General features: G+C 64.8%; 15 protein-coding genes and 2 pseudogenes. 10 read left to right on the forward strand and 7 right to left on the reverse strand.

Annotated features, from left to right (window positions below):
• Nucleotides 1-7: 7 nt before the first annotated feature.
• From C491_RS11275 to C491_RS11285, 3 genes are all read right to left on the reverse strand, one after another.
• Nucleotides 8-775: a hypothetical protein gene (locus tag C491_RS11275; protein ID WP_005556272.1), complete on the reverse strand. Its 768-nt coding sequence runs from the start codon at nucleotides 773-775 to the stop codon at nucleotides 8-10.
• Nucleotides 776-872: 97 nt separating this feature from the next.
• Nucleotides 873-1,781, reverse strand: coding sequence for a pyridoxal 5'-phosphate synthase lyase subunit PdxS (pdxS, locus tag C491_RS11280; protein WP_005556274.1), 909 nt, complete (start codon nucleotides 1,779-1,781; stop codon nucleotides 873-875).
• Nucleotides 1,782-1,859: 78 nt separating this feature from the next.
• Nucleotides 1,860-2,621: an acetoacetate decarboxylase family protein gene (locus C491_RS11285; RefSeq protein ID WP_005556276.1), complete on the reverse strand. Its 762-nt coding sequence runs from the start codon at nucleotides 2,619-2,621 to the stop codon at nucleotides 1,860-1,862.
• 91 nt (nucleotides 2,622-2,712) lie between these two features.
• On the opposite strand from C491_RS11285, the pseudogene C491_RS11290 reads away from it, so the two are divergent.
• The 7 genes and pseudogenes from C491_RS11290 (at nucleotide 2,713) to C491_RS11315 (ending at nucleotide 9,543) form a co-directional block, all read left to right on the forward strand.
• Nucleotides 2,713-3,524, forward strand: a pseudogene (locus tag C491_RS11290) (DUF1405 domain-containing protein).
• 248 nt (nucleotides 3,525-3,772) lie between these two features.
• A complete protein-coding gene (locus tag C491_RS11295; protein WP_005556278.1) occupies nucleotides 3,773-4,705 on the forward strand; it encodes an ABC transporter ATP-binding protein in 933 nt (310 codons plus the stop codon).
• A complete protein-coding gene (locus C491_RS11300) occupies nucleotides 4,705-5,487 on the forward strand; it encodes an ABC transporter permease subunit (RefSeq protein WP_005556280.1) in 783 nt (260 codons plus the stop codon). Before C491_RS11295 ends, C491_RS11300 begins: the two co-directional genes overlap by 1 nt.
• Before the next feature lies 1 nt (nucleotide 5,488).
• Nucleotides 5,489-5,614 carry a hypothetical protein gene (locus C491_RS23985; protein WP_275040010.1) on the forward strand — a complete coding sequence of 42 codons (126 nt, stop codon included), beginning with the start codon at nucleotides 5,489-5,491 and terminating at the stop codon, nucleotides 5,612-5,614.
• A complete protein-coding gene (locus tag C491_RS11305; RefSeq protein ID WP_049891786.1) occupies nucleotides 5,611-6,393 on the forward strand; it encodes an ABC transporter permease in 783 nt (260 codons plus the stop codon). The genes C491_RS23985 and C491_RS11305 overlap by 4 nt, the downstream gene beginning before the upstream one ends.
• Nucleotides 6,394-6,478: 85 nt before the next feature.
• Nucleotides 6,479-7,465, forward strand: coding sequence for a hypothetical protein (locus C491_RS11310; RefSeq protein WP_005556285.1), 987 nt, complete (start codon nucleotides 6,479-6,481; stop codon nucleotides 7,463-7,465).
• A gap of 665 nt (nucleotides 7,466-8,130) precedes the next feature.
• A complete protein-coding gene (locus tag C491_RS11315; RefSeq protein ID WP_005556287.1) occupies nucleotides 8,131-9,543 on the forward strand; it encodes an NAD(P)-binding protein in 1,413 nt (470 codons plus the stop codon).
• A gap of 223 nt (nucleotides 9,544-9,766) precedes the next feature.
• Here C491_RS11315 and C491_RS11320 read toward each other — a convergent pair whose 3' ends face one another.
• The 3 genes and pseudogenes from C491_RS11320 to C491_RS11330 form a co-directional block, all read right to left on the reverse strand.
• Nucleotides 9,767-10,798, reverse strand: coding sequence for an NAD-dependent epimerase/dehydratase family protein (locus tag C491_RS11320; protein WP_005556290.1), 1,032 nt, complete (start codon nucleotides 10,796-10,798; stop codon nucleotides 9,767-9,769).
• A gap of 135 nt (nucleotides 10,799-10,933) precedes the next feature.
• Nucleotides 10,934-13,548: pseudogene (locus tag C491_RS11325) on the reverse strand (valine--tRNA ligase).
• 241 nt (nucleotides 13,549-13,789) lie between these two features.
• On the reverse strand, nucleotides 13,790-14,428 hold the full coding sequence (locus C491_RS11330) for a hypothetical protein (protein ID WP_005556292.1): 639 nt from the start codon (nucleotides 14,426-14,428) through the stop codon (nucleotides 13,790-13,792).
• 203 nt (nucleotides 14,429-14,631) lie between these two features.
• Here C491_RS11330 and C491_RS11335 point away from each other — a divergent pair, with 203 nt between their 5' ends.
• The 3 genes from C491_RS11335 (at nucleotide 14,632) to C491_RS11345 (ending at nucleotide 19,591) form a co-directional block, all read left to right on the forward strand.
• Nucleotides 14,632-17,244, forward strand: coding sequence for an efflux RND transporter permease subunit (locus C491_RS11335; RefSeq protein ID WP_005556294.1), 2,613 nt, complete (start codon nucleotides 14,632-14,634; stop codon nucleotides 17,242-17,244).
• 230 nt (nucleotides 17,245-17,474) lie between these two features.
• Nucleotides 17,475-18,110 (forward strand): vitamin K epoxide reductase family protein, encoded by a 636-nt coding sequence (locus tag C491_RS11340; protein WP_005556296.1) that lies wholly within the window; start codon nucleotides 17,475-17,477, stop codon nucleotides 18,108-18,110.
• Between the two features lie 116 nt (nucleotides 18,111-18,226).
• A complete protein-coding gene (locus C491_RS11345) occupies nucleotides 18,227-19,591 on the forward strand; it encodes an acyl-CoA synthetase (protein WP_005556298.1) in 1,365 nt (454 codons plus the stop codon).
• 100 nt (nucleotides 19,592-19,691) lie between these two features.
• Here C491_RS11345 and C491_RS11350 read toward each other — a convergent pair whose 3' ends face one another.
• Nucleotides 19,692-19,937 (reverse strand): acetyl-CoA carboxylase, encoded by a 246-nt coding sequence (locus tag C491_RS11350; protein WP_005556300.1) that lies wholly within the window; start codon nucleotides 19,935-19,937, stop codon nucleotides 19,692-19,694.
• Nucleotides 19,938-19,977 lie beyond the last annotated feature (40 nt).

Genomic DNA, 19,977 nt, shown 5'->3' on the forward strand with positions numbered 1-19,977 from the left:
GGACTGCTCAGCCGCGTCGAGCGCTCCGCCAGCGACGGCCGTACACCCGCGGGAACGCTTCGACCTTCGCGTGGCGAACGTCGGTCGGGACGGTCGAAACTCGCGTCGAGACGCTCGCAGGCAGCGGGCCGACGGGCATCGAGGACACCGCCGTCGGATTGTTCGACGACGGTCGTCGGCCCTTGTAGCCGGAGCCGCGCTGGTGGGACTCGTACAGCTCCTCGAACGTCGCGTGGGCGTCGATCACCGCCTCCCTGGCCGGCTCGAGTCGCTCTCTGACTTCCTGCTGGAACGCCGTGTTCGTCGCCTCACCCTTCACCTCCTCGGTGAACGCCTCGAGCTCCTCGGCCGCCTCCGAGTCGTCGTTCGAGTCGAACGCGTCGGGGCCGAGGACGTCCTCGAGTTCGGACCGGAGCTCGTCGGACTCCCGTCCGAAGTCGGCGAGGTCGACGGCGTTCCAGAGCTCCCGCAGTTCGATCGCGCGTCGGAGGGCGTCGAGATCGAGCGCCAGCTTTGGATCCCGCTCCCGGATCGCCTCTGACAGCCGCTCGAGGTCGAGGACGTCGGGAAGCGCCTCGCCGTCGACCGCGTCGGGCAGTCGCTCGAGGTCGACCGTCTCGAGGACGTCCTCGAACTCCGCGACCACGTCCCACAGCTCGGCCGCCGTCGACGCCAGCGTCTCGTCCGACGTCTCCTCGGCAACGGCTCGAAGCAGCTCCTCGAGGGCGTTCGCGAGGCGATCGAACAGCTGCTCCAGAGATGTCGACTGGCTCATAGAATCGGTACGCCCGGCACCGAGAAAACGGGGCTGCTTACCGATTCGTTCGAACGAAAACCGCCAGTATACGAGAACAGTCTCGATCGCGACCCGATCAGACGCCGCGACCCTGCAGCATCTCCTCCTCCTCGAGGTCGGCATTGGCGTCGCCTTTCATCCCCTTGCCGAGGTTCGAGGCGATCTCGGCGAGGCGCTCGGGCTCGTCCCAGTTGTTGACCGCTTCGACGATTGCTTCGCCCATCTCGGTCGGGTTCTCGGCGCCGAAGATACCGCTGCCGACGAAGATGCCGTCGCACTCGTGGTGCATCATGAGCGCGGCGTCGGCCGGCGTGGCGATCCCGCCCGCGGCGAAGTTCACGACCGGGAGCCGGCCCATCTCGGCGGTCTCGTGGACCAGTTCGGCAGGTGCTTCGATCTCGCGGGCGTAGGCCTCGCGCTCCTCGTGTTTCATCCCCTCGAGTTCGCGGATCGCGCTTTTGATCGTCCGCTGGTGGTGGACGGCCTGGTTGACGTCGCCGGTGCCGGCCTCGCCCTTCGTGCGGATCATCGCTGCGCCCTCCTCGATCCGGCGCAGGGCCTCGCCGAGGTTGCGGGCGCCACAGACGAACGGCGCGGTGAAGTCGCGCTTGTCGATGTGGTAGGCGTCGTCGGCGGGGGTGAGCACCTCGGACTCGTCGATCATGTCGACGCCGACGGCCTCGAGGATCTGGGCTTCCTTCATGTGGCCGATTCGGGACTTGCCCATCACCGGGATCGAGACCTCGTCGACGATCTCGGCGACGTCGGCGGGGTCGGCCATTCGGGCGACGCCGCCACGCTTACGGATGTCTGCCGGGACGGCCTCGAGAGCCATCACAGCCACGGCGCCCGCGTCCTCGGCGATCCGGGCCTGTTCTTTGTCGACGACGTCCATGATAACGCCGCCCTTCTGCATCTGTGCGAAGCCGCGTTTCACGAGGTCCGTGCCGCGTCGCAGCTCCTCGAGATCGGTGGTTTCGGCCATGTCGCGGCGTTAGGACGCACTGCACTTACGCGTGTCCTTTATCGAGTGAGGGGCGGGCGCGTTCCTCGAACCGTCGGTTCACCGAGAGGAGACCGGTTCGCCTCGGCTCAGTCGCGCCCGGACTCGAGCGCCGTACAGTCGAACCAGCGGCCGCTGCCGGAGCCCGAGTTCCGACGTCAACTCTGGAGTGACCTCGAGGCGGGTTCCGAGCGGCGGGCCGACCGAAACCTCGCCGCGGAGTTGCATCCGCGCCCGGACCAGTTCGCCGTTGTGAGCGGTAAAACTCGAAAGTTCCACGCCCCGAAGTGACACGTCGGGTCGAGGCCGGGAGACCTCGAGCCGGATCGCGTCCCCGCTTTCGTCGGGGTTGTCGACGACAGCACGAAGCCCCCGCGGCCCGTCGGTTACGGTGATCGAGGTCCGTTCCTTGGGATACCCCCAGAGTTCGCGGCCGAGCGCGACCGACGCGTCGGTCGTCACGGGCAGCCAGTGGACGTACCCGCCAGGCTCGCCGCCGAGCAGTCTCGCGAGCGGTCGGTCCGTTCGGCTCCCGCAAACCGCCGGGACGATCACCGCGAACTCGTCGTAGGGTTCGAATTCGTCGCCGTGACCGACCCGATGGTACTGAATCCCGACGAGCGCGACGCAGCCGACGCGAGGGGCGATCGACAGCGGCGAGAGCCCGTCCGGCAGGATCCCCTCGAGGGTCGCCCGACGGGCCGGCACGACGACCCCGCCGAGCGTACACGAGAGCTCGAGGGGGAACGAGACGACGTGTCCGGTCGAGAGCTGCCGTTGCTCTCGGCTGTCCCGGTCCGGAGTTCCGGCGTGCGAGTCCATAGTCGAACCGACGGCGGCGAGCAAATTAGTGCTGTGGCCGGCCCGGGCGCAACCGCTATCGTTTTGCGGGTCCCGTTCGTCGCGCCGAACGATGACCGCGTCGACCGGGCTGCCCGACCGCGATCCGTTGCCGAGCTACCTCGCTCCCGTCCCGAAGACGCTCGAGGATCTCGGGCTACGGTTCGCGTGGCTCATCGTCGCGATCAACCTCGTGGGCACCGCCTTCGGCTTCTGGTACTACTCGGCCCAGCTCGCGGCGACGCCGACGGTGATGTGGCCATGGGTGCCAGACAGCCCGCTGGCGACGCTGTTTATCGCGCTCGCCATCGCCGCCTGGAAGCTGGGTCACGAGCTGCCCTGGCTGACCGCGCTGGCCTTCTTCGGGAACATCGTCCTCGGGCTGTGGACGCCGTACACTTTACTGGTGTTCTACGAGACCTACGCCGCCCAGACGCACCCGTTGATGTACCAGTTCCTGTTCTGGAGCCACCTCGCGATCTGTCTCTTATACACATCNCTTTACTGGTGTTCTACGAGACCTACGCCGCCCAGACGCACCCGTTGATGTACCAGTTCCTGTTCTGGAGCCACCTCGCGATGGTCGTCCAGGCGTTCGTCCTCCACCGGATCTCCGACTTTCCGATCTGGGGGGTCGCCGTCGCCCTCGTCTGGTACACGTTCAACCTGATCGTCGACTACTTCGTTCCGATACTCGAGGGCCCCCACGGCGTCCACCACACGACGATCCCCGTGGCCCAGGACGAACCGATGTTCCTCGGCGCCGACGCGCTGGGGCTCGTCGGGGCCGGCGAGACGACATTCGTGCTGCTGGCGCTGTTTCTCGCACTCGCGACGCGGGTCAAGAAGTGCGAGCTCGCGTCCTCGGAGCGCACGCGGGCCTGACGGTCACTTCTCGAGATCTCGCGTCTCGAACCGGTACTCGCCACCGTCGTACTCGAGGATGTCCCCCTCGTCGACGGTCGCGCTGTGCGACGACGACCCTCGCCGATGACCTCCAGCGGGGTCGGCACCGTCACCGAGAGAAGAGAGTAACCGCCACCGTGAATGCGATTTTATAGCCGGGGTCGGTGTCGAACGATCTATAGCGGTCATCTCGGCCGACCGCGAGTTCTCGACACGAGTGGTAACGTATGTGTGCCCAGACCGAAACGCTTGACACCGAACCGGACCGCGGCGCGGCGCCGATCAGACTGGACGGCCTCACCAAACGCTACGGCGACGTCACCGCCAACGACGCCGTCAGCTTCGACGTCGGGGCCGGCGAAATTTTCGGCTACCTCGGCCCGAACGGCGCGGGCAAGACCACGACGATTCGGCTGCTGCTCGGGCTCATCAAACCGACCTCGGGCTCCGCGGAAGTGCTGGGTGCAGATATCCGGGATCGCCGGGCGCTCACCGATGTGAAAGCCGATATCGGCTACCTTCCCGACTCCCTCGGCTTCGAGGAGCGCCTGACGGGACGCCAGGTGCTCGACTACTTCGCCCGGATGCGCGGCGACGAGCGCCGCGAGGAGTTACTCGAGCTGTTTCGCCCGCCGCTCGACAAGCGCGTCGAAACGTACTCCCACGGGAACAAACGGATGCTCGGCATCGTCCAGACGTTCATGCACGATCCGGACCTCGTGATTCTGGACGAGCCGACGTCGGGGCTGGACCCCCTCAAACAGGATCGGATGCACCTGTTCCTCGAAGAGGAGCGCGACGCCGGCAAGACGGTCTTCTTCTCCTCACACGTCCTCAGCGAGGTCCAGCGCGTCTGCGATCGGGTTGGGATTATCCGCGACGGAGCGTTAGTCGCTCTCGAGGGCGTCGACGACCTGCTCGAGCGGAGCGGGAAGGACGTCCGCGTTCAGCTGGCCGCACCGGTCGACGAGGAGCGGTTCGCGACGGCGGAGATGATCGACGTCGAAGCCGTCGACCGAACGGTTCGGTTCACCTACACCGGCGAGCCGGCCGCGCTGCTCGACCACCTCGTTCAGTTCGAGATCGAAGACGTCGACATCGGCGATCCCCAGCTCGACGAGATCTTCAAACACTACTACGGGAACGATGCGGAGGAATAATGACGGCCATCCTGCGTCTCGAGTCCAGAAAGCTCCTCCGCGGCACGCTCACCCTGACCGGGCTGCTGGTCCTGCTCTCGGCGTTCTTTCTCGTCGTCTTTCCGAGCATCCAGGAGGAGGCGGCGCTGTTCGAGGAGATATACCCGGAGTACATGCTCGAGCTGCTAGGGATCGAAGAGCTCCACACGATCGAGGGTTTCCTTGGCGGCTACATCTTCCCGTTCGTCTGGATCCTCCTCGCCGGAATCTACTTCGCGTACGTCAGCGCGGGCCTGATCTCGAGGGACGTCCGTACGAGACGAATGGATCTCACCCTTTCCAATCCGGTCTCTCGTGAGTCGGTCGTAGTCCAGAAGATCGCTGCCCTGTGGGTTCCCCTGGTCGCGTTGAACGTCGGCATGTTCGCCGCGTTACTCGCCGGCGTGGTTCTTCTCGGCGAGTCGATCGACCCTGTCTCGCTCACGATGGTGCACGCACTCGGCGTCCCGTACCTGCTCGTCTGTGCCGGGATCGGCATCGTCTTCTCCGTCGTTTTCGACCGCGTCGAAACCGCTCAGGCCGCCGCGCTGGGGCTGGTGTTCGTCTGCTGGTTGGTCGACGGACTCTCCCACATGAACCCCGATTTCGAGTGGGTCGGCGACCTCACGCCGAGCCGGTACTACGATCCGACGGCGATCCTCGTCCACGAGGAGTACGCACTCGGCGACGCCGGGATCCTCCTTGCGGGATTTCTCGTCCTGCTTGGCGTCGCGATTCTCGTCTTTACGCGGAGGGACATCTGAGATGCAGTCCGAACGTATCGGCGCCGACGAACACGCCGGACGAGTCGACGTTGACGGCGAGCTCGCTCGCCTCGAGCATCGCCGTGATTACGGCCACGGAGCCGGTCTTTCGGGGGTGGCGCCGTGACGGCGATTCTCCGCGTCGAATCCAGAAAACGGGTGCGGGGTTCGGTCATCCTGGTCGTCGTTTTCGCCCTGTTGTCGGCGCTGTACTTCTCGATGTTTCCCGGCATCCAAGCGGAGATGGACGTGATCGAGGAGGCGTTCCCGGCGTACATGTTCGACCTGTTTCAGATCGAAGAGCTCCACACGATCGAGGGGTTCATCGCCGCTGAGATCTACTCGTTCTTCTGGGTTCTGCTCGTCGCCATCTACTTCGCGTACGTCGGCGCGGGCTTGATCTCGAGTGACGTCCGGAGCCGGAAGATGGATCTCACGCTCTCGAATCCGGTCTCTCGTGAGTCGGTCGTGCTCCAGAAGGTCGCCGCCCTGTGGGTTCCCCTGATCGCGTTGAACGTCGGGGTGCCGATCATCGTCTACGTCGGCGCGCTTGTCATCGGCGAGTCGTTCGACCCCGTTGCGCTCGCGATGGTCCACCTGCTCTCGATCCCCTACCTGCTGGTCTGTGCCGGAATCGGCGTCGTCCTGTCGGTCGTCGTCGATCACCCACGAACCGCCAGAGCGGTGGCCCTGACCCTGGTCGCCGTCCTGTGGCTCGTCGACGGCGTGTCGAGGGTCGATCCGGACTACGAGCGGATCGGCGCCCTCACGCCGAGTCGGTACTACGACCAGACGGCGATCCTCGTCCACGAGGAGTACGCACTCGGCGACGCCGGAATCCTCCTCGCGGCGTTTCTCGCGTTGCTCGCCGTCGCCGTCTTCGTCTTCACGCGCCGGGACATCTGAGGCGGGTCGTCACCTCGAGCGAACAGTCGGTCCGCGAGGAACGAAGGCCCGGGCTATATCGAAATCGACGGCGTGTACCCTTCGTATGACACCGGATCGGCGGGACGTGCTGAAACTCGCGGGTGCAACGGCGGCGGCCACCGTCGGAACGGCGAGCACCGTCACGGTTACCGCACAGGAAAACGGCGACGACCTTCCCGACTACAGTCGGTGGCTCGCGCTCGCGGACACATCCATCGAGTTCGCCTTCCTCGACTGGGCCGCTCTCGAGGAGTTCGTGACGGACGAACTCGAGGAAGCCGATCCCGACGAGGAGGTGCCGCCGGAGTACGAGGCCGATCCGATGATCGCGCCCGTCTCGGAGGGGGCGCTCGGGACCTACTTCTACGTCGGGCTGGACCTCGCCCAGTACCGTCTCGGCGGGCTTCTCGACGAAGCGGCGTTCGACTCGAGCGTCGAGGGACTGCTCCGAACACCCGAGGCGTTCGTCGCGCTCGGGACGATCGACCCTGGAGAGATCGACGCCCGAGTCACCGCCGAACCCGAGGCCGAGTTCATCAGACAGCTCGAGCGAACCGACGGGACCGGCGCGTACGACGTCTACACCCCGGTCGACGCCTCCGACGCCGCGATCGCCGTCGGGGACGACGCCCTCGCGGTGGCTTCCGAAACCGACGACCCGATCGGGACGCTCGAGGCGTTCGTCGGCGCCGCCGAGGGCGACGGCGCGCGGGCGACCGACGAGGGCGAGGCGTTCGCGTGGACACTCTCGAGCGCCGGGGGCGCCGACGCCGTCGTCGGCCAGTCCGGGCCGGAGGCAGGAGACGAGGGAGTCGTCGATTTCGACTACGAGGAACTCGAGAACAGCGAGACGGTCGTCTCCTCGCTCACCGTCGAGGACGCCGAGACGTCGACCGGCGAGTTCGCGGCGGTGATCGACGACCCCGACGAGGCCGCGCTCGAGAACCTTCTGGGCGCGTCCGGAGAGGATCGGTCAGTCGACGTCGACGGTGATCGGGTGACCGCGACGGCGACGTGGCGGGAAGAGGCCGTGACGGGCACTCGAGAGTAGTGAGGGGTGGCGGCGAGGACCGATCGATGTCGCGGTGGCGCGCGCTAAGCGAGGGCAAGTTGCCAGCGCCCCGTCGCCCGATTTCGTGCGAGGTCTTCGCGAACGGACCGAGTGAAGCGTGAAAGACGCTTCGTGTCTTCCTGTGGATGAGCCAACGAACCGAATGAGCGAGCGAATTGGCTGGAGAAGGCGTGGAATTCACTGCTGCCAGTTTGAGGAATCTACCTGAGACAGACACTGAGTTACGTACAGCTCGAGTAGCCAACAGAGTACCACTCGAACTCACCGATAGTTGTCAAGAACGGCGTCCTGACTATAGAGCGTATATGCAGCACGACGCCTTCGATTGTTTCACACTGAAATAGCTAACTCGTATATTCACCACACACGCTTGGTTCCTGCCGTATTTTCTACCAAATTCCACTACGTTATTTAGACACATGGATACAGGACGCGTATCCCTCACTGACCAATAGACCTGCACGGAGTAGTTCCTGCTCAACCCCTGCAGATCCGTCACAAAGTGGCTATATGTGACTGTGTCGCATAGAGCAGCCATCAGATGACAGCCGAGAGGGATCAGTTCGAAGCCGACGAGAAACAAATCAACAGGGGTTCTTCCGGGAGCAATCGCACTGAGCGTCTAACGACCGGGGTGGTTCGATATGGAGACGCTTGAGACGGATTACCTGGTAGTGGGTGCCGGGGCGTCGGGGATGGCGTTTACGGACACGTTGATCGACGAGTCCGACGCCGATGTCGTGATGGTAGACCGGCGGGCGAATCCGGGTGGCCACTGGAACGACGCCTACCCGTTCGTACGGCTGCACAATCCATCTGCGGTCTACGGGGTCAACTCGCGGCGGCTCGGCACTGACGAGATCGACGAAGTCGGCCCGAACGCCGGCTTCTACGAGCGGGCGACCGGCGCGGAGATCTGCGACTACTATCGCCGCGTGCTCGAGAAGGACCTGCTCGCCTCGGGGCAGGTCCGCTTTTTTGGCATGTCCAACTACATCGGCTCCGATGAGGGCAGCCATCGGTTCGAGTCGCGGCTGACCGGCGAGACGACCGAGGTGGCCGTTCGACGCCGGGTCGTGGACGCCGCCTACGTGGAATCATCCACACCCGCGACTCACACCCCGTCGTTCGACGTCGATACCGACGCGCGGCTGGTCACCCCCGACGAACTCGTCGGCCTCTCCGATCCAGCCGACGGGTTCACCGTCATCGGGGCGGGGAAGACGTCTATGGACACCTGCGGCTGGCTGCTCAACCAGGGCGTTCCACCGGAGGAGATTCGGTGGATTCGACCCCGGGACCCCTGGACCTTCCCCCGGCGCAATGTTGAACCCCTGGAGCACGTGCCGTTGTTCATGGAGTCGTTCTCGCTGTGGACGAAAGCTGCCGCGGAGGCCGAGGACGTCCCCGACTTTTTCCGACGGCTAGAAGCCAACGAGGTGCTAATCCCGCTCGACCCCGAGGTCGAACCCGAAACGCTTCGTGGGGCAACCCTCAGCCAGGATGAACGCGACGATCTACGCCGGATTCGCAACGTCGTCCGCAAAGGATACGTTCAGCGTCTCGAGGCCGACCGCATCGTGCTCGACGACGGGACTGTGCCCACCGACCCACAGCATGTGCACGTCGACTGTACCGCCCCCGGTGTCGAGACCCCACCGGCGCGCCCGATTTTCGCCCCCGACCGGATCACCCTGCAGTATATTCTCGCCCCCGGAACAATTCCGTTCAGCCCTGCTATCACTGCCTACGTCGAGGCGAACCGCGACGACGACGCGGAGAAAAACCGGTTGTGTCCGCCCAACCCCGGTCTCGGCGACGCGGAGCAGTTCGTCGGCCAGACCCTCGTCATGCAACGGGCCCTCGCCGCGTGGCAGGCAGAACCCGACATCGAGGACTGGCGGCAACACTGTCGACTCAGCTATACACGAGGAATGCACGAACACCTCGACGATCCACGCATGCTGGATGCACTCGAGCGGATCGCTGCGTACCAAGAATCGGCGATTGCAAACCTCGAGCGACTCCGGGAACCCGCCGAACCTTCGACCGCCTGAACGGTCTTGAGGGGGCGCCCGTCCCGACTTGCGTGGTGTAGGTCAGGCCATCCTTTGTACAAACCGGTACCCCGAACGGTGCGCCGTGACCGAGACGCGCCTCGTATCCTTGCGGAGGTGTAGCGAACAATCGATTTCTATCGGTAGGGGATGCGAGATACGGAAGCCACATACAGCAACCGTCGGTAGCAGATTGGAACTGCTTGCCAGCGTTAAGCGGTAGTCAAGGAACAGTGTCAGCAGCGTTCCGTGACGGTGTTGTCTGTCCTTCCATTCCGAGTTGTTCCATCTCCCATGCAAGATAGTCACGAAGCCCGTCTTCTATTGTGCGGTGTTCGATCCCGAGTTCCCGTTTTGCCTTGGAATTATCGACCAGGATTTCCGTCCCCCCAAAGGTTCGGAAGGCTTCTGGTTCAAATCCTTCTGGGGGCGTCGTAACCCATTCGACCGGCGTCAGTATCTTCCCGAGAAGTTTGAACCATAGCGGTGAGACGGTTCGTGGGGCAGAGACACCGGTAAGGTCTTCTGCGATATCGAAGACTTCGATCACCTCACGGGACTCGCTCGAGATGATGTACTCTTCTCCACCGTCTCCCGATTCCATCGCAAGTAGAAGACCACGAACAGTATCGTCGACGTGATCATACGGGAGAGCAAATCGTCGTGGGAACATCGGGAGGTCGCCCTGCAACCAGTTCACGAAGCCTTCACGGAGTGATCCGTACTCCTTGTCTCCCGGGCCGTAGACCCCGCCAGGCTGGACGATAACCAGCGGCAACCCGTTGTCCATCATTGGTCCGGCAACCTCGTAGTGAGCACGCCACTTCGTGTCGAAGTAGACGGAGAGTCCCGGCCTGTCCGGGCGATACGATTCGTCAACGATCTCGCCGTCAGTGTTGCCATAGACACCGACGGTGCTGGTGTAGACGCCTTTGGGGATGTCGAGTTCGTCCATCAGTTCGAGAACGTTACGAGTCCCCTCGACATTGATCCGCTGGGCCCGCCCACGTTCTTTGGGCCCCGGACCGATGAACCACCACGCAGCCATGTGAAAGAGACGATCGACCCCGGCCATCGGTTCGCGCATACTCTCTTTGTCGGTGATGTCGCCCTTGACTACGGTCACATCGTCGGGAAGATGGCTCGCGTTCGAACGGGACCGCGTTAACGCGGTGACGTCGTGACCATCGTTCACTAATCGTTCGACGAGTTTCGTCCCCATGAAGCCGGTCGCTCCTGTAACGAAGTACTCCATTTCGTCTCACTATGCGGGTCAGTTCCAAAGCGTCACCCCGTGACGAATCTGCAAGCGTCGAAAGAGCACCAGTCGATGAGAGATGCGCACTCTGTACGTGACGCAGTATCGCAGTCGAAATCCGAGCCCGAGCGCCTACTCGAGAATCACGATCGCCGAGTCGGTCTCGAGCATCTCGCCGTCGCCGGAGTACGTTCGCTCGAGCGAAACGTCGAACAGTTCGTCCTCGAGTTCCTCGCCGGCGACTCGCAGCACGCCGGCATCGTCGTCGATCTCGTACTCGCCGCCCTCGATTCCCGAGTCGATCTCGCCGACCTTCGAGCCGTAGCGGGGCCCGAGCGTCGAGTAGTCGAGGCTGATCGAGGCGACTTCGGTGGTGATTTGGGGTGGCTCCTCGAGCACGTCGAGCTCCTGGACGTGCATCACCTGTCTCTTATACACATCTCTGATGGNATCGCGGTCTCGCCGGCCTCGAGGTCGGCCTCGTACCCCTGGGGGGTCGGCCAGTCGCGGACGTGGATGCTCGTTTCGGCGAGGTCTCCGCTCTCTCGCGGCTCCGCCGCTCGATCTTCCGAGGCGCGTTGCGCCTCGCTGTAGCGCGCCTGCCAGATTTCCTCCGTGACGTGGGGGAGGAACGGCGCCCACAGCTCGAGGAACGTGCGATGGGCGGTTCGCAGCGCGTACTGCGTCGAGGGGTTGTCCTCGCGCTCCTTCGCGATCTCGAGGTAGTCGTCGCAGAACGTGTTCCAGAAGAAGGTTCTGAGACGGTCGCGAGCCTTTGCGAACTCGTAGGCCTCGAGGTGGTCGGTTAGCTCGTCAACGGCGTCGTCCAGCTCCGCAAGGAGCCAGCGGTCAATCGCCTCGAGTTCGGCCGGCTCCTCGGGAGCTGCGGGTGCCAGATTGTCGACGAGCTTCGAGGCGTTCCAGAGCTTGCGTAGTAGTTTCTCGCCCGCGGTGAGGTCCTTCTCCTGGTAGGGGAAGTCGTCACCGACTGCGGCGCTGGCCGCCCAGAACCGCACCGCGTCGACGGGATACTCCGCGAGCACCTCCTCGGGGGCGACGACGTTGCCCTTCGATTTCGACATCTTCTCGCGGTTCTCGTCCAAGACGTGGCCGTTGATCAGCGTCGCGTCGAACGGCACCTCGCCGGTGTGCTCGTAGCACTTGACGATCGTGTGGAACAGCCAGAACGAGATGATGTCGTGGCCCTGGGGACGCAGATCGAACGGGTAGAGTTCAGGGTTGTCCATCGTGAACTCCTGGGCCTCTTCGTCCCAGTCCCAGCCCGCGTTGATCAGCGGCGTCAGCGAGGAGGTCGCCCACGTGTCGAAGACGTCCTCCTCGGGGTCGAACGTGTCGTTGCCGCACTCGGGACAGGTGTCGATCGGCGGCTCGTCGCTCAGTGGATCGACCGGCAGGTCCTTCCGACGAGCCATGACCTCGTGGTCGCACTCGCTGCAGTACCAGACCGGGAACGGGATCCCCGAGTCGCGCTGGCGGGAGATCAGCCAGTCCCACTCGAGGCCCTCGATCCAGTGTCGGTAGCGCGAGAACATCTTCTCGGGGTACCAGTCCATCTCGCGGCCGGCCTCGAGGTACTCCTCCTTGTGGTCGAGAATCTCGACGTACCACTGCTTGGAGACGCGGTACTCGACGGGCGTCTCGCAGCGTTCGTGGACCTGCACGGCGTGGGAGATCTCCCAGCGATCGCGCAGGGCGCCCTCGTCCTCGAGGTCCTCGACGATGGCTTCGCGGGCCTCCTCGGTCGACATGCCCTCGTAGTCGCCGGCCAGCTCGGTCATCGTCGCGGACTCGTCGATCGCCACTCGGAGCGGCAGGTCGTGGGCCTGGTACCACTCGATGTCGTTCTGGTCGCCGAACGTACAGCACATGACGACGCCGCTGCCTTTCTCCATGTCGACGCGGTCGTCGGCGATGATCGGCACCTCGTGGCCGAAGATCGGCACTCGAGCGGTTTCGCCGACGAGGTCCTGGTTCGCCTCGTCGTCGGGGTGGACGAAGACGGAGACGCAGGCCGGGATCAGTTCTGGACGGGTCGTCGAGATGACGAACTCCTCGCGGTCCGTGCCGTCGCTAGCAACGCCGAACGCGATGTCGTTGAAGTGCGAGCCGCGCTCGTCGTCCTCCATCTCGACCTGCGAGATCGCGGTCTCGCAGTCGGGACACCAGATCGCGGGCGCTTTCTTCCGATACTCGCGTCCCTTCTCGTAGAGATCGAGGAAGGAGAGCTGCGAGACGCGCCGAACGCGGGGTTCGATCGTCTTGTAGGTGTGACCCCAGTCGATCGAACAGCCAAGTCCCTGCATCTTGTCGGTAAACTCGGCCTCGTACTCCTCGCAGACCTCGCGACAGAGCTTCTGGAACTCGCGGCGTTCGTAATCCTGGTGGCGGATGTCCAGTTCTTTCTCGGTCAGCCGTTCGCTGGCGATCCCGTTGTCGTCGTAGCCGAACGGGAAGAGGACGTCGCCGTCGTGCATCCGCTGGAACCGGGCCGCGAAGTCCTGGATCGTGTGGCCGTAGAGGTGGCCCATGTGGAGGCTTCCGGAGACCGTCGGCGGCGGCGTGTCGATCGCGTAAGTGGTGTTGGGATCCTGTCCAGGGTCGCCGTCGTAGGCGTAGACCTCGGCGTCGACCCAGCGATTCTGCCAGCGGTTTTCGACGGCTTCGGGGTCGTAGCCGCCTTCGAGGCTCGGCTCCTCTCGCTCGCGGGTTTCGGGGTCCGTACTCATGCTCTCACCGCCCGAGGGGGGCGTCGTCGGTGCGTCGTCGTGGGGAGGATTCGATCGTACATACCGGTCGTTGTCGGTGAATGCTGGTCGGCTACAATACATCCGTCGATACGGGGTTGGCGTGTGGGGCTACGGAGCCCCTACGAAAACGACGTCGCGGAACGCGCCGGGTCCGACAGCGCGGATCATAGCACTACTTCCGCGCGGGCGCTGTTAGGTGTTTCGCGTCGCTCGAGTGGAGTTAGCCGGAAAGCCGAATCACGGCTCGAGACGGCGTCGGTCGGTGAAGCTCGCCCTCGAGGTAGGTCGCCAGCCGCTCGAGGAACTGGTCGTCGACGTCCGCCTCGCCGCCGACGGCGAGGTCGATTCGGTCGTGCTGTCCGGGATCGTGTTCACCCTGCATCACGAGCGAGAACAGCTCCCGCGGGGTGACGGGGTCGCCGGCGTCGAGGCGTTCGGCGACGCCCTCGAGGGTCGATTCGACGCTGGTTTCGACCTCGAACGTGACGTCGACGGAGACGTTCGCGCCGCGTCTCGAGGCGGCACAGGCCTCTTCGGAGTGGCGGACGGCCGGCACCAGCACGTCCGCGAAGTCGAGTCCTTGCTCGTCAGTCCCGACGTAGGCGAACGCGAGCATGGCCTTGAGCCCGTCCAGCGCGTCCGCGTCGCTCGTCAGTTCCTCGAAGACCTGCTGGCGATCCTTCGCCGAGAGCGTGTGCAACAGCAGGTCGAAATCGAGGATCGCGTCGACGACGCGTCGGCGGACGCGCGCCTCGGCGTTTCGCCGGGACTGCTCGTGGCCCATTTCCCGTTCACCGAGCAGAAACGCCCGATCGGCCGGCGTCAACATCCCTCGGTCGCGGTCGATATCGGTGTTCATAATCGGGTTCCGATTATACGACATTGGCTTCTATGCGAACCGATATGAACGCTTGGGTTCGAGGGATGTACATGATCGCCAGCGAACGGTCGGGCGTCGACGTTTCGGACTCCTCTCTCGAGGATCGAGCGTCGCCCGGCCCCCGACGAGCCGCTCGAAAGCCGGCTTCCGACGCATCAGTACACCGCAGGGGACGATAACGAATGGGCGGGTCGATTGCCGACCGCTACGCCGACCTGATCGTCTCCCACAGCAAGCTGGTCGTCCTGCTCGTGCTCGTGCTCACCGCCGTCGTCGCCGCCGGCGCCGCGATCGGCGAGAGCGAGGACGGCGAGATCGGCCAGTTCGAGACCGACTCCGAGGAGACCGAGGCCCTCGAGGAGATCGACGAGACCTACGGAACGGATGACCGGGTCGTGGCCCAACTCGTCGTCCGGGACGAAGGCGGCGACGTGCTCACGCGCGAGTCGTTGCTCGAGGGACTGTACCTGCAACAGGAGGTCCGCGAGAACGAGTCCCTGAACGAGACGCTCGCCGACGAGGGGTTCGTCGCCCTCGAGAACGTCGTCGCGACCGGTGCCGTCTTCGAGGACCGCGCGGCCGAAGCCGAGGGCCCCCCTGACACCAGCGAGCCCACGCTCGAGGAGCAGATCGAGGTGCTCGAGGACCGCTCGGACGAAGAGGTCGAGGAGCTACTGGCCGACGTCCTCGACCCTGACGCGGACAACCAGGGTGAGGACCCATACGAGTTCCTGCCGAGCGACTACGAGCCGGGGTCGACGACGGCCGAGTCACGGATCGCCTTCCTCTTCCAGGTCGACGACAGCGGCGAGGACGACGATCCGGAGGCCGCCTACGCGGCCCAGGTCGAGATCGACGGCCTCGTCGAGGACCGCTTCGACGACGCCTTCCTCTTCGGCCAGGGCGTCACCGACGAGGCCTCGAGCAACGCCGTCGGCGACAGCTTCGCGATCATCACCCCCGTCGCGCTCGTGCTCGTGTTGTTCGCGCTCGGGGTCGCCTACCGCGACGTCGTCGACGTGATGGTCAGTCTGTTCGGAATCGGCGTCGTGATGGCCTGGCTCGCCGGCATCCTCGGCTGGCTCGAGATTCCCACGAGCCAGCTGCTGATCGCGGTTCCGTTCCTGCTGATCGGGCTCAGCATCGACTACTCGTTACACGTTATCATGCGATCACGGGAGGCGAGGGCTGGCGTTCTCGAGCGCGACACGCGCGGAGGCGCCGATCCGGAAACGGTCGAAGAACCGGCCGCTGACGGAGGAAACGACGAGCGAACAGTCCGAAACGGAATGCGCCTCGGCCTGGCCGGCGTCGTCCTCGCGCTCGCGGCCGCGACGTTCTCGACTGGGGTCGGCTTCCTCTCGAACGTCGTCAGCCCCCTGCCCGCGATCCAGGACTTCGCGATCCTCTCGGCGGGCGGGATCCTCGCGACGTTCGTCGCCTTCGCCGTCCTCGTCCCCGCGCTGAAGGTCGAGGTGGACGACCTGCTCGAGGGACGGTTCGGAATCGATCGGCAGAAGGACCCCTTCGGACGGAGCGCAGGTCCGGTTAACCGCGCGCTCTCGGGGGTCGTCTCGCTGGTCCAGCGCGCGCCGCTGGCCGTCGTCGCCGTCGCGCTGCTGCTCGCGATCGGCGGGGCCTACGGCGCCACGGGGATCGACACCGAGTTCAACGAGGCCGACTTCCTGCCCGAGGACGCCCCTGACTGGGCGAAGTCGCTCCCGGGGCCGCTGGCGCCCGACACGTACACGATCAGCGACGACGCCGCCTACCTCGGCGACAACTTCCAGGAGCAAGGGGAGGGGAGTCAGGCCCAGATACTGATACGCGGGGACGTTACCGATCCCGCGACGCTGGCCGCGATTGAGAACGGAACGGCTGGAATCGACGGCGACTCGAGCGGCACGATCGCGACCGGGCCGGGCGGCGAACCCTCTATTGAAAGTCCGGTTTCGGTGATCCAGGAGGTCGCCGACGAGAACGAGTCCGTCGCCGCGGCTCTGGAGGAGCGCGACACGGACGGCGATGGACTGCCCGACGAGGACCTCGAGGGGCTGTACGACGAACTGTACGAGGCCGACGAGGACGCGGCCGCTACCGTGTTGTACCGCACCGACGACGGCGAGTACGAGACCGCGCGGATGCTCGTCGACGTCCGCGGCGACGCCTCCGCGCAGGCCGTCGCCGACGACACGCGCGCTCTCGCGAGCGTCATCGAGGCCGACGCCCCGGTGTCGGCGATCGCCACCGGCGGCCCCGTGACGAACGCCGTCGTCCAGGACGCGCTGCTCGAGACGCTCGTCCAGGCCTTCGCGGTCACGCTCGTCGTGATTCTGGTCTTCCTGACGGTGCTGTACTGGGTGCGCCACCGCGCGCTCACACTGGGGGCGATCACGCTCGCCCCGGTGGTCGCTGCGCTGGCGTGGCTGCTCGGGACGATGGCCCTGCTCGACGTCCCTTTCAACAGCGAGACGGCCGTCATCACGAGCCTCGCGATCGGGCTCGGCGTCGACTACAGCATCCACGTCGGCGAGCGATTTCAGGACGAGTCGAACCGTCGCGACTCCCTGCAGGATGCCCTCGCCGCGACGGTCACCGGTACCGGCGGGGCGCTCTTGGGCAGCGCGCTGACCACGGCGGCCGGCTTCGGCGTGCTCGCGCTCGCGCTGGCGCCGCCGCTCCAGCGGTTCGGGCTCGTGACGGGGCTGAGCATCATCTTCGCCTTTATCGCCTGCCTCACCGTGTTGCCGTGTCTGCTCGTGGTTCGGGAACGCGTCCTCGAGCGAGTCGCCTGAGACACGGCCGCGGACACCGCTTTCGATAGCTGCTCTCGGTCATCGTCGGCTGCGCCAGCAGTTCGAATGGTCTTGTTTGTAGAGCACAAATAACACCACTGACTGAAGTAGGTACAGGACGCACTGGTACGGTAAATGGTACTGTAGTCCAGAATCCGTCCAGGTTCAGATTCGTAGAATTGGGAAATTTGAGCAATACTTATTACACTGGACGACAGAGGTAGTATTGTATGTCAATCGAAAACCCCCGGCGGCTGTCGTTCGACTACGAGTGGGAGTACTCCCCGCAGGTGACGTCTTTATTTAGTGTCTTCACGCTCGTTGCCGTACTCGGATGGCTGGTGACGGTCATGCTGACGGCGATCCACCTGTTCGCACTTCCAGCAATACCTCCTGACGCACCGGTCCAGGGAAGCATCGAAGTGATCACGAGTCCGTGGGCGTACGTCTTCGGCGTTCCGCTCGCGACGCTCGGCGGGTTCTACTACCTGACGACGATCGGACTCGCGCTCTGGTGGTTCGACACCCGCCATCCGCTGGTGATCAAGATCCTGACGCCGATCACCGCGAGCGGCGTGGTCTTCTCGTCGTACTTCGTCTACCTGCAGCTGGGCGTGATCGGCGAGATCTGCCCGTTCTGCATGGTGTCCGCCGGCGCGACCGTCGCCCTGTTCGGCCTCGAGCTGGCGATCCTGCGAACGAGTTCGACGCCCTCGATCTCGAGTATGACCGGCGATTTCGGAAACCTGCTCGGACGAACGAACGTCGCGTTGATCGTGGTGACGGTCCTCGTCGGACTCGCCACGCTCGCCGGACTGTTCGCAGTTCCGCTCCTGCCGCTCCCGGACGCGGTTCCGTTCGTCTAACTCCCCGACCGATTCGTTCGTCGTCGTCTTCGAAGGATGCACTCGATCGAGTCGAGGTCGAACCACCCGCCTGTGCCGTCCGATGAGTTATGATCGTTCACGTGGGTGTTTCGTGCATGGAGACGGCACCGAACCTGGCCGACTACGAGGGGCTCTCGAAGGTTTTCGAGTGGGACAGCATCTACGCCGACGCCGACTGGGACGCACCCGACGAGATCAACGTCGCCCACGAGGTCTGTGACCGCTACCGGACCGACCGGGGCACCGTCGCGCTGTACTTCGTCGGGGACGACGGCGAGCGCGAGCGGATCACGTTCTGGGAGCTCGCACAGTGGTCGAACGGCTTCGCGAACGTCCTCGAGACCCTCGGGGTCGAGCGCGGCGACCGCGTCTTCGGCTACACGCCCCGAATCCCCGAGCAGTACGTCGCGATGCTTGGCTCCCTGAAGGCCGGCTGCGTCTACGGCGGGATCGAGCCGCAGCTCGGCACCGACGAGGTCGCCTACCGGCTCGCGGACGCCGAAGCGAGCGTCGTCGTCACGACGCCCGAGAACCGCGATACCCTCGAGACGGCCCTCGAGGACGTCCCCTCGGTCGAGCACGTGATCGTCGTCAGCGACGACGGCGTCGGCGTTCGCCGGGGCGACGTGAGCTACTACGAGGCGATGGACCGGGCCGACAACGAGTACGAGACCGTCCGGACCGAGGGCTCGGACCCCGCGTTGCTGTACTACACCAGCGGTGCCACGGGGTCGGCGAAGGGAATCGTCCACGGCCACCGCTGGATCGTCGGCGTCGCCGCGGCCCAGCTGTACGCTGCGGACCTCCAGCAACACGAGACCGACCTCTACTGGGGGGCCGGCGACCGGGGATGGCTCACCGCGCCCGTCAACGCGCTGGGCGTCTGGTTCTGGGGCCACAGCATCCTCGCCTACGGCGGCGGGTTCGATCCCGACACCTGGACCGCCCTGCTCGAGGAGTTCCCCGTCACCGTGCTCTCGGGGGTTCCCGCCCACTACCGTCGGCTGCGCGAGGAGGCCGACGACCTCGAGCCCGACGACCTGGATCTCCACCGCGCGATGAGCACCGGCGACCCCCTCGAGGCCGAACTGATCGAGTGGGGCGAGCAGGCGCTGGGAACGCCGATCGCCGACAGCTACGGCCAGGCCGAGACGGGCAACATGCTGATCAACACCTACCCCTCTATCGAGACCAGACCGGGCAGCATGGGGAAACCGCTGCCCGGCGTCGAAGCCAGCGTGGTCGATCCCGACACCGGCGACGAACTCGAGGTCGGTGAAACCGGCGAGATAGCCGTCAAAGGGGAGTTCCCATCCTTTTTCCTGGGGTACTGGGAGGACCCCGAGCGCACCGACGAGGCGTTCGTCGGCGACTGGTACCTGACTGGCGACCTCGGACGGATCGACGAGGACGGCTACTTCTGGTTCGAGGGCCGGGCCGACGACGCCGGCGAACGGTAACGCATGTCGGCTGATTCGTAGGGGCCTACTCTCGGGAACGCGATCGCCAGCGTCGGCTCGCAAATCAGGTGGTTCCTCGCCGAACGTGCTACTGCGAGCGTCAGTTGGTTTCGAGAATCAGCAGATCGTCACCGGCGTCGACCTCCTGTTCGTTTTCTGCGACGCACTTCGTGACCGTTCCGTCAGCCGGTGCCGTGATATCCTGAAAGTTCTTCATAACGCCGACCAGCCCGACGACATCTCCCTCGGTAACTTCGTCGCCTTCGTCAACGAAGGTCTCCTCGTCCGGATCCGGACGCGTATAAAAAACGCCGGGCATCGGTGACTGGATGTGTTCTGTCGTCATCTACGAAATCTTACGATGCAGTATAGGCTCCGTGCATATA

It is taken from the genome of Natronococcus amylolyticus DSM 10524 (genome assembly GCF_000337675.1).
GTDB lineage: Archaea > Halobacteriota > Halobacteria > Halobacteriales > Natrialbaceae > Natronococcus > Natronococcus amylolyticus.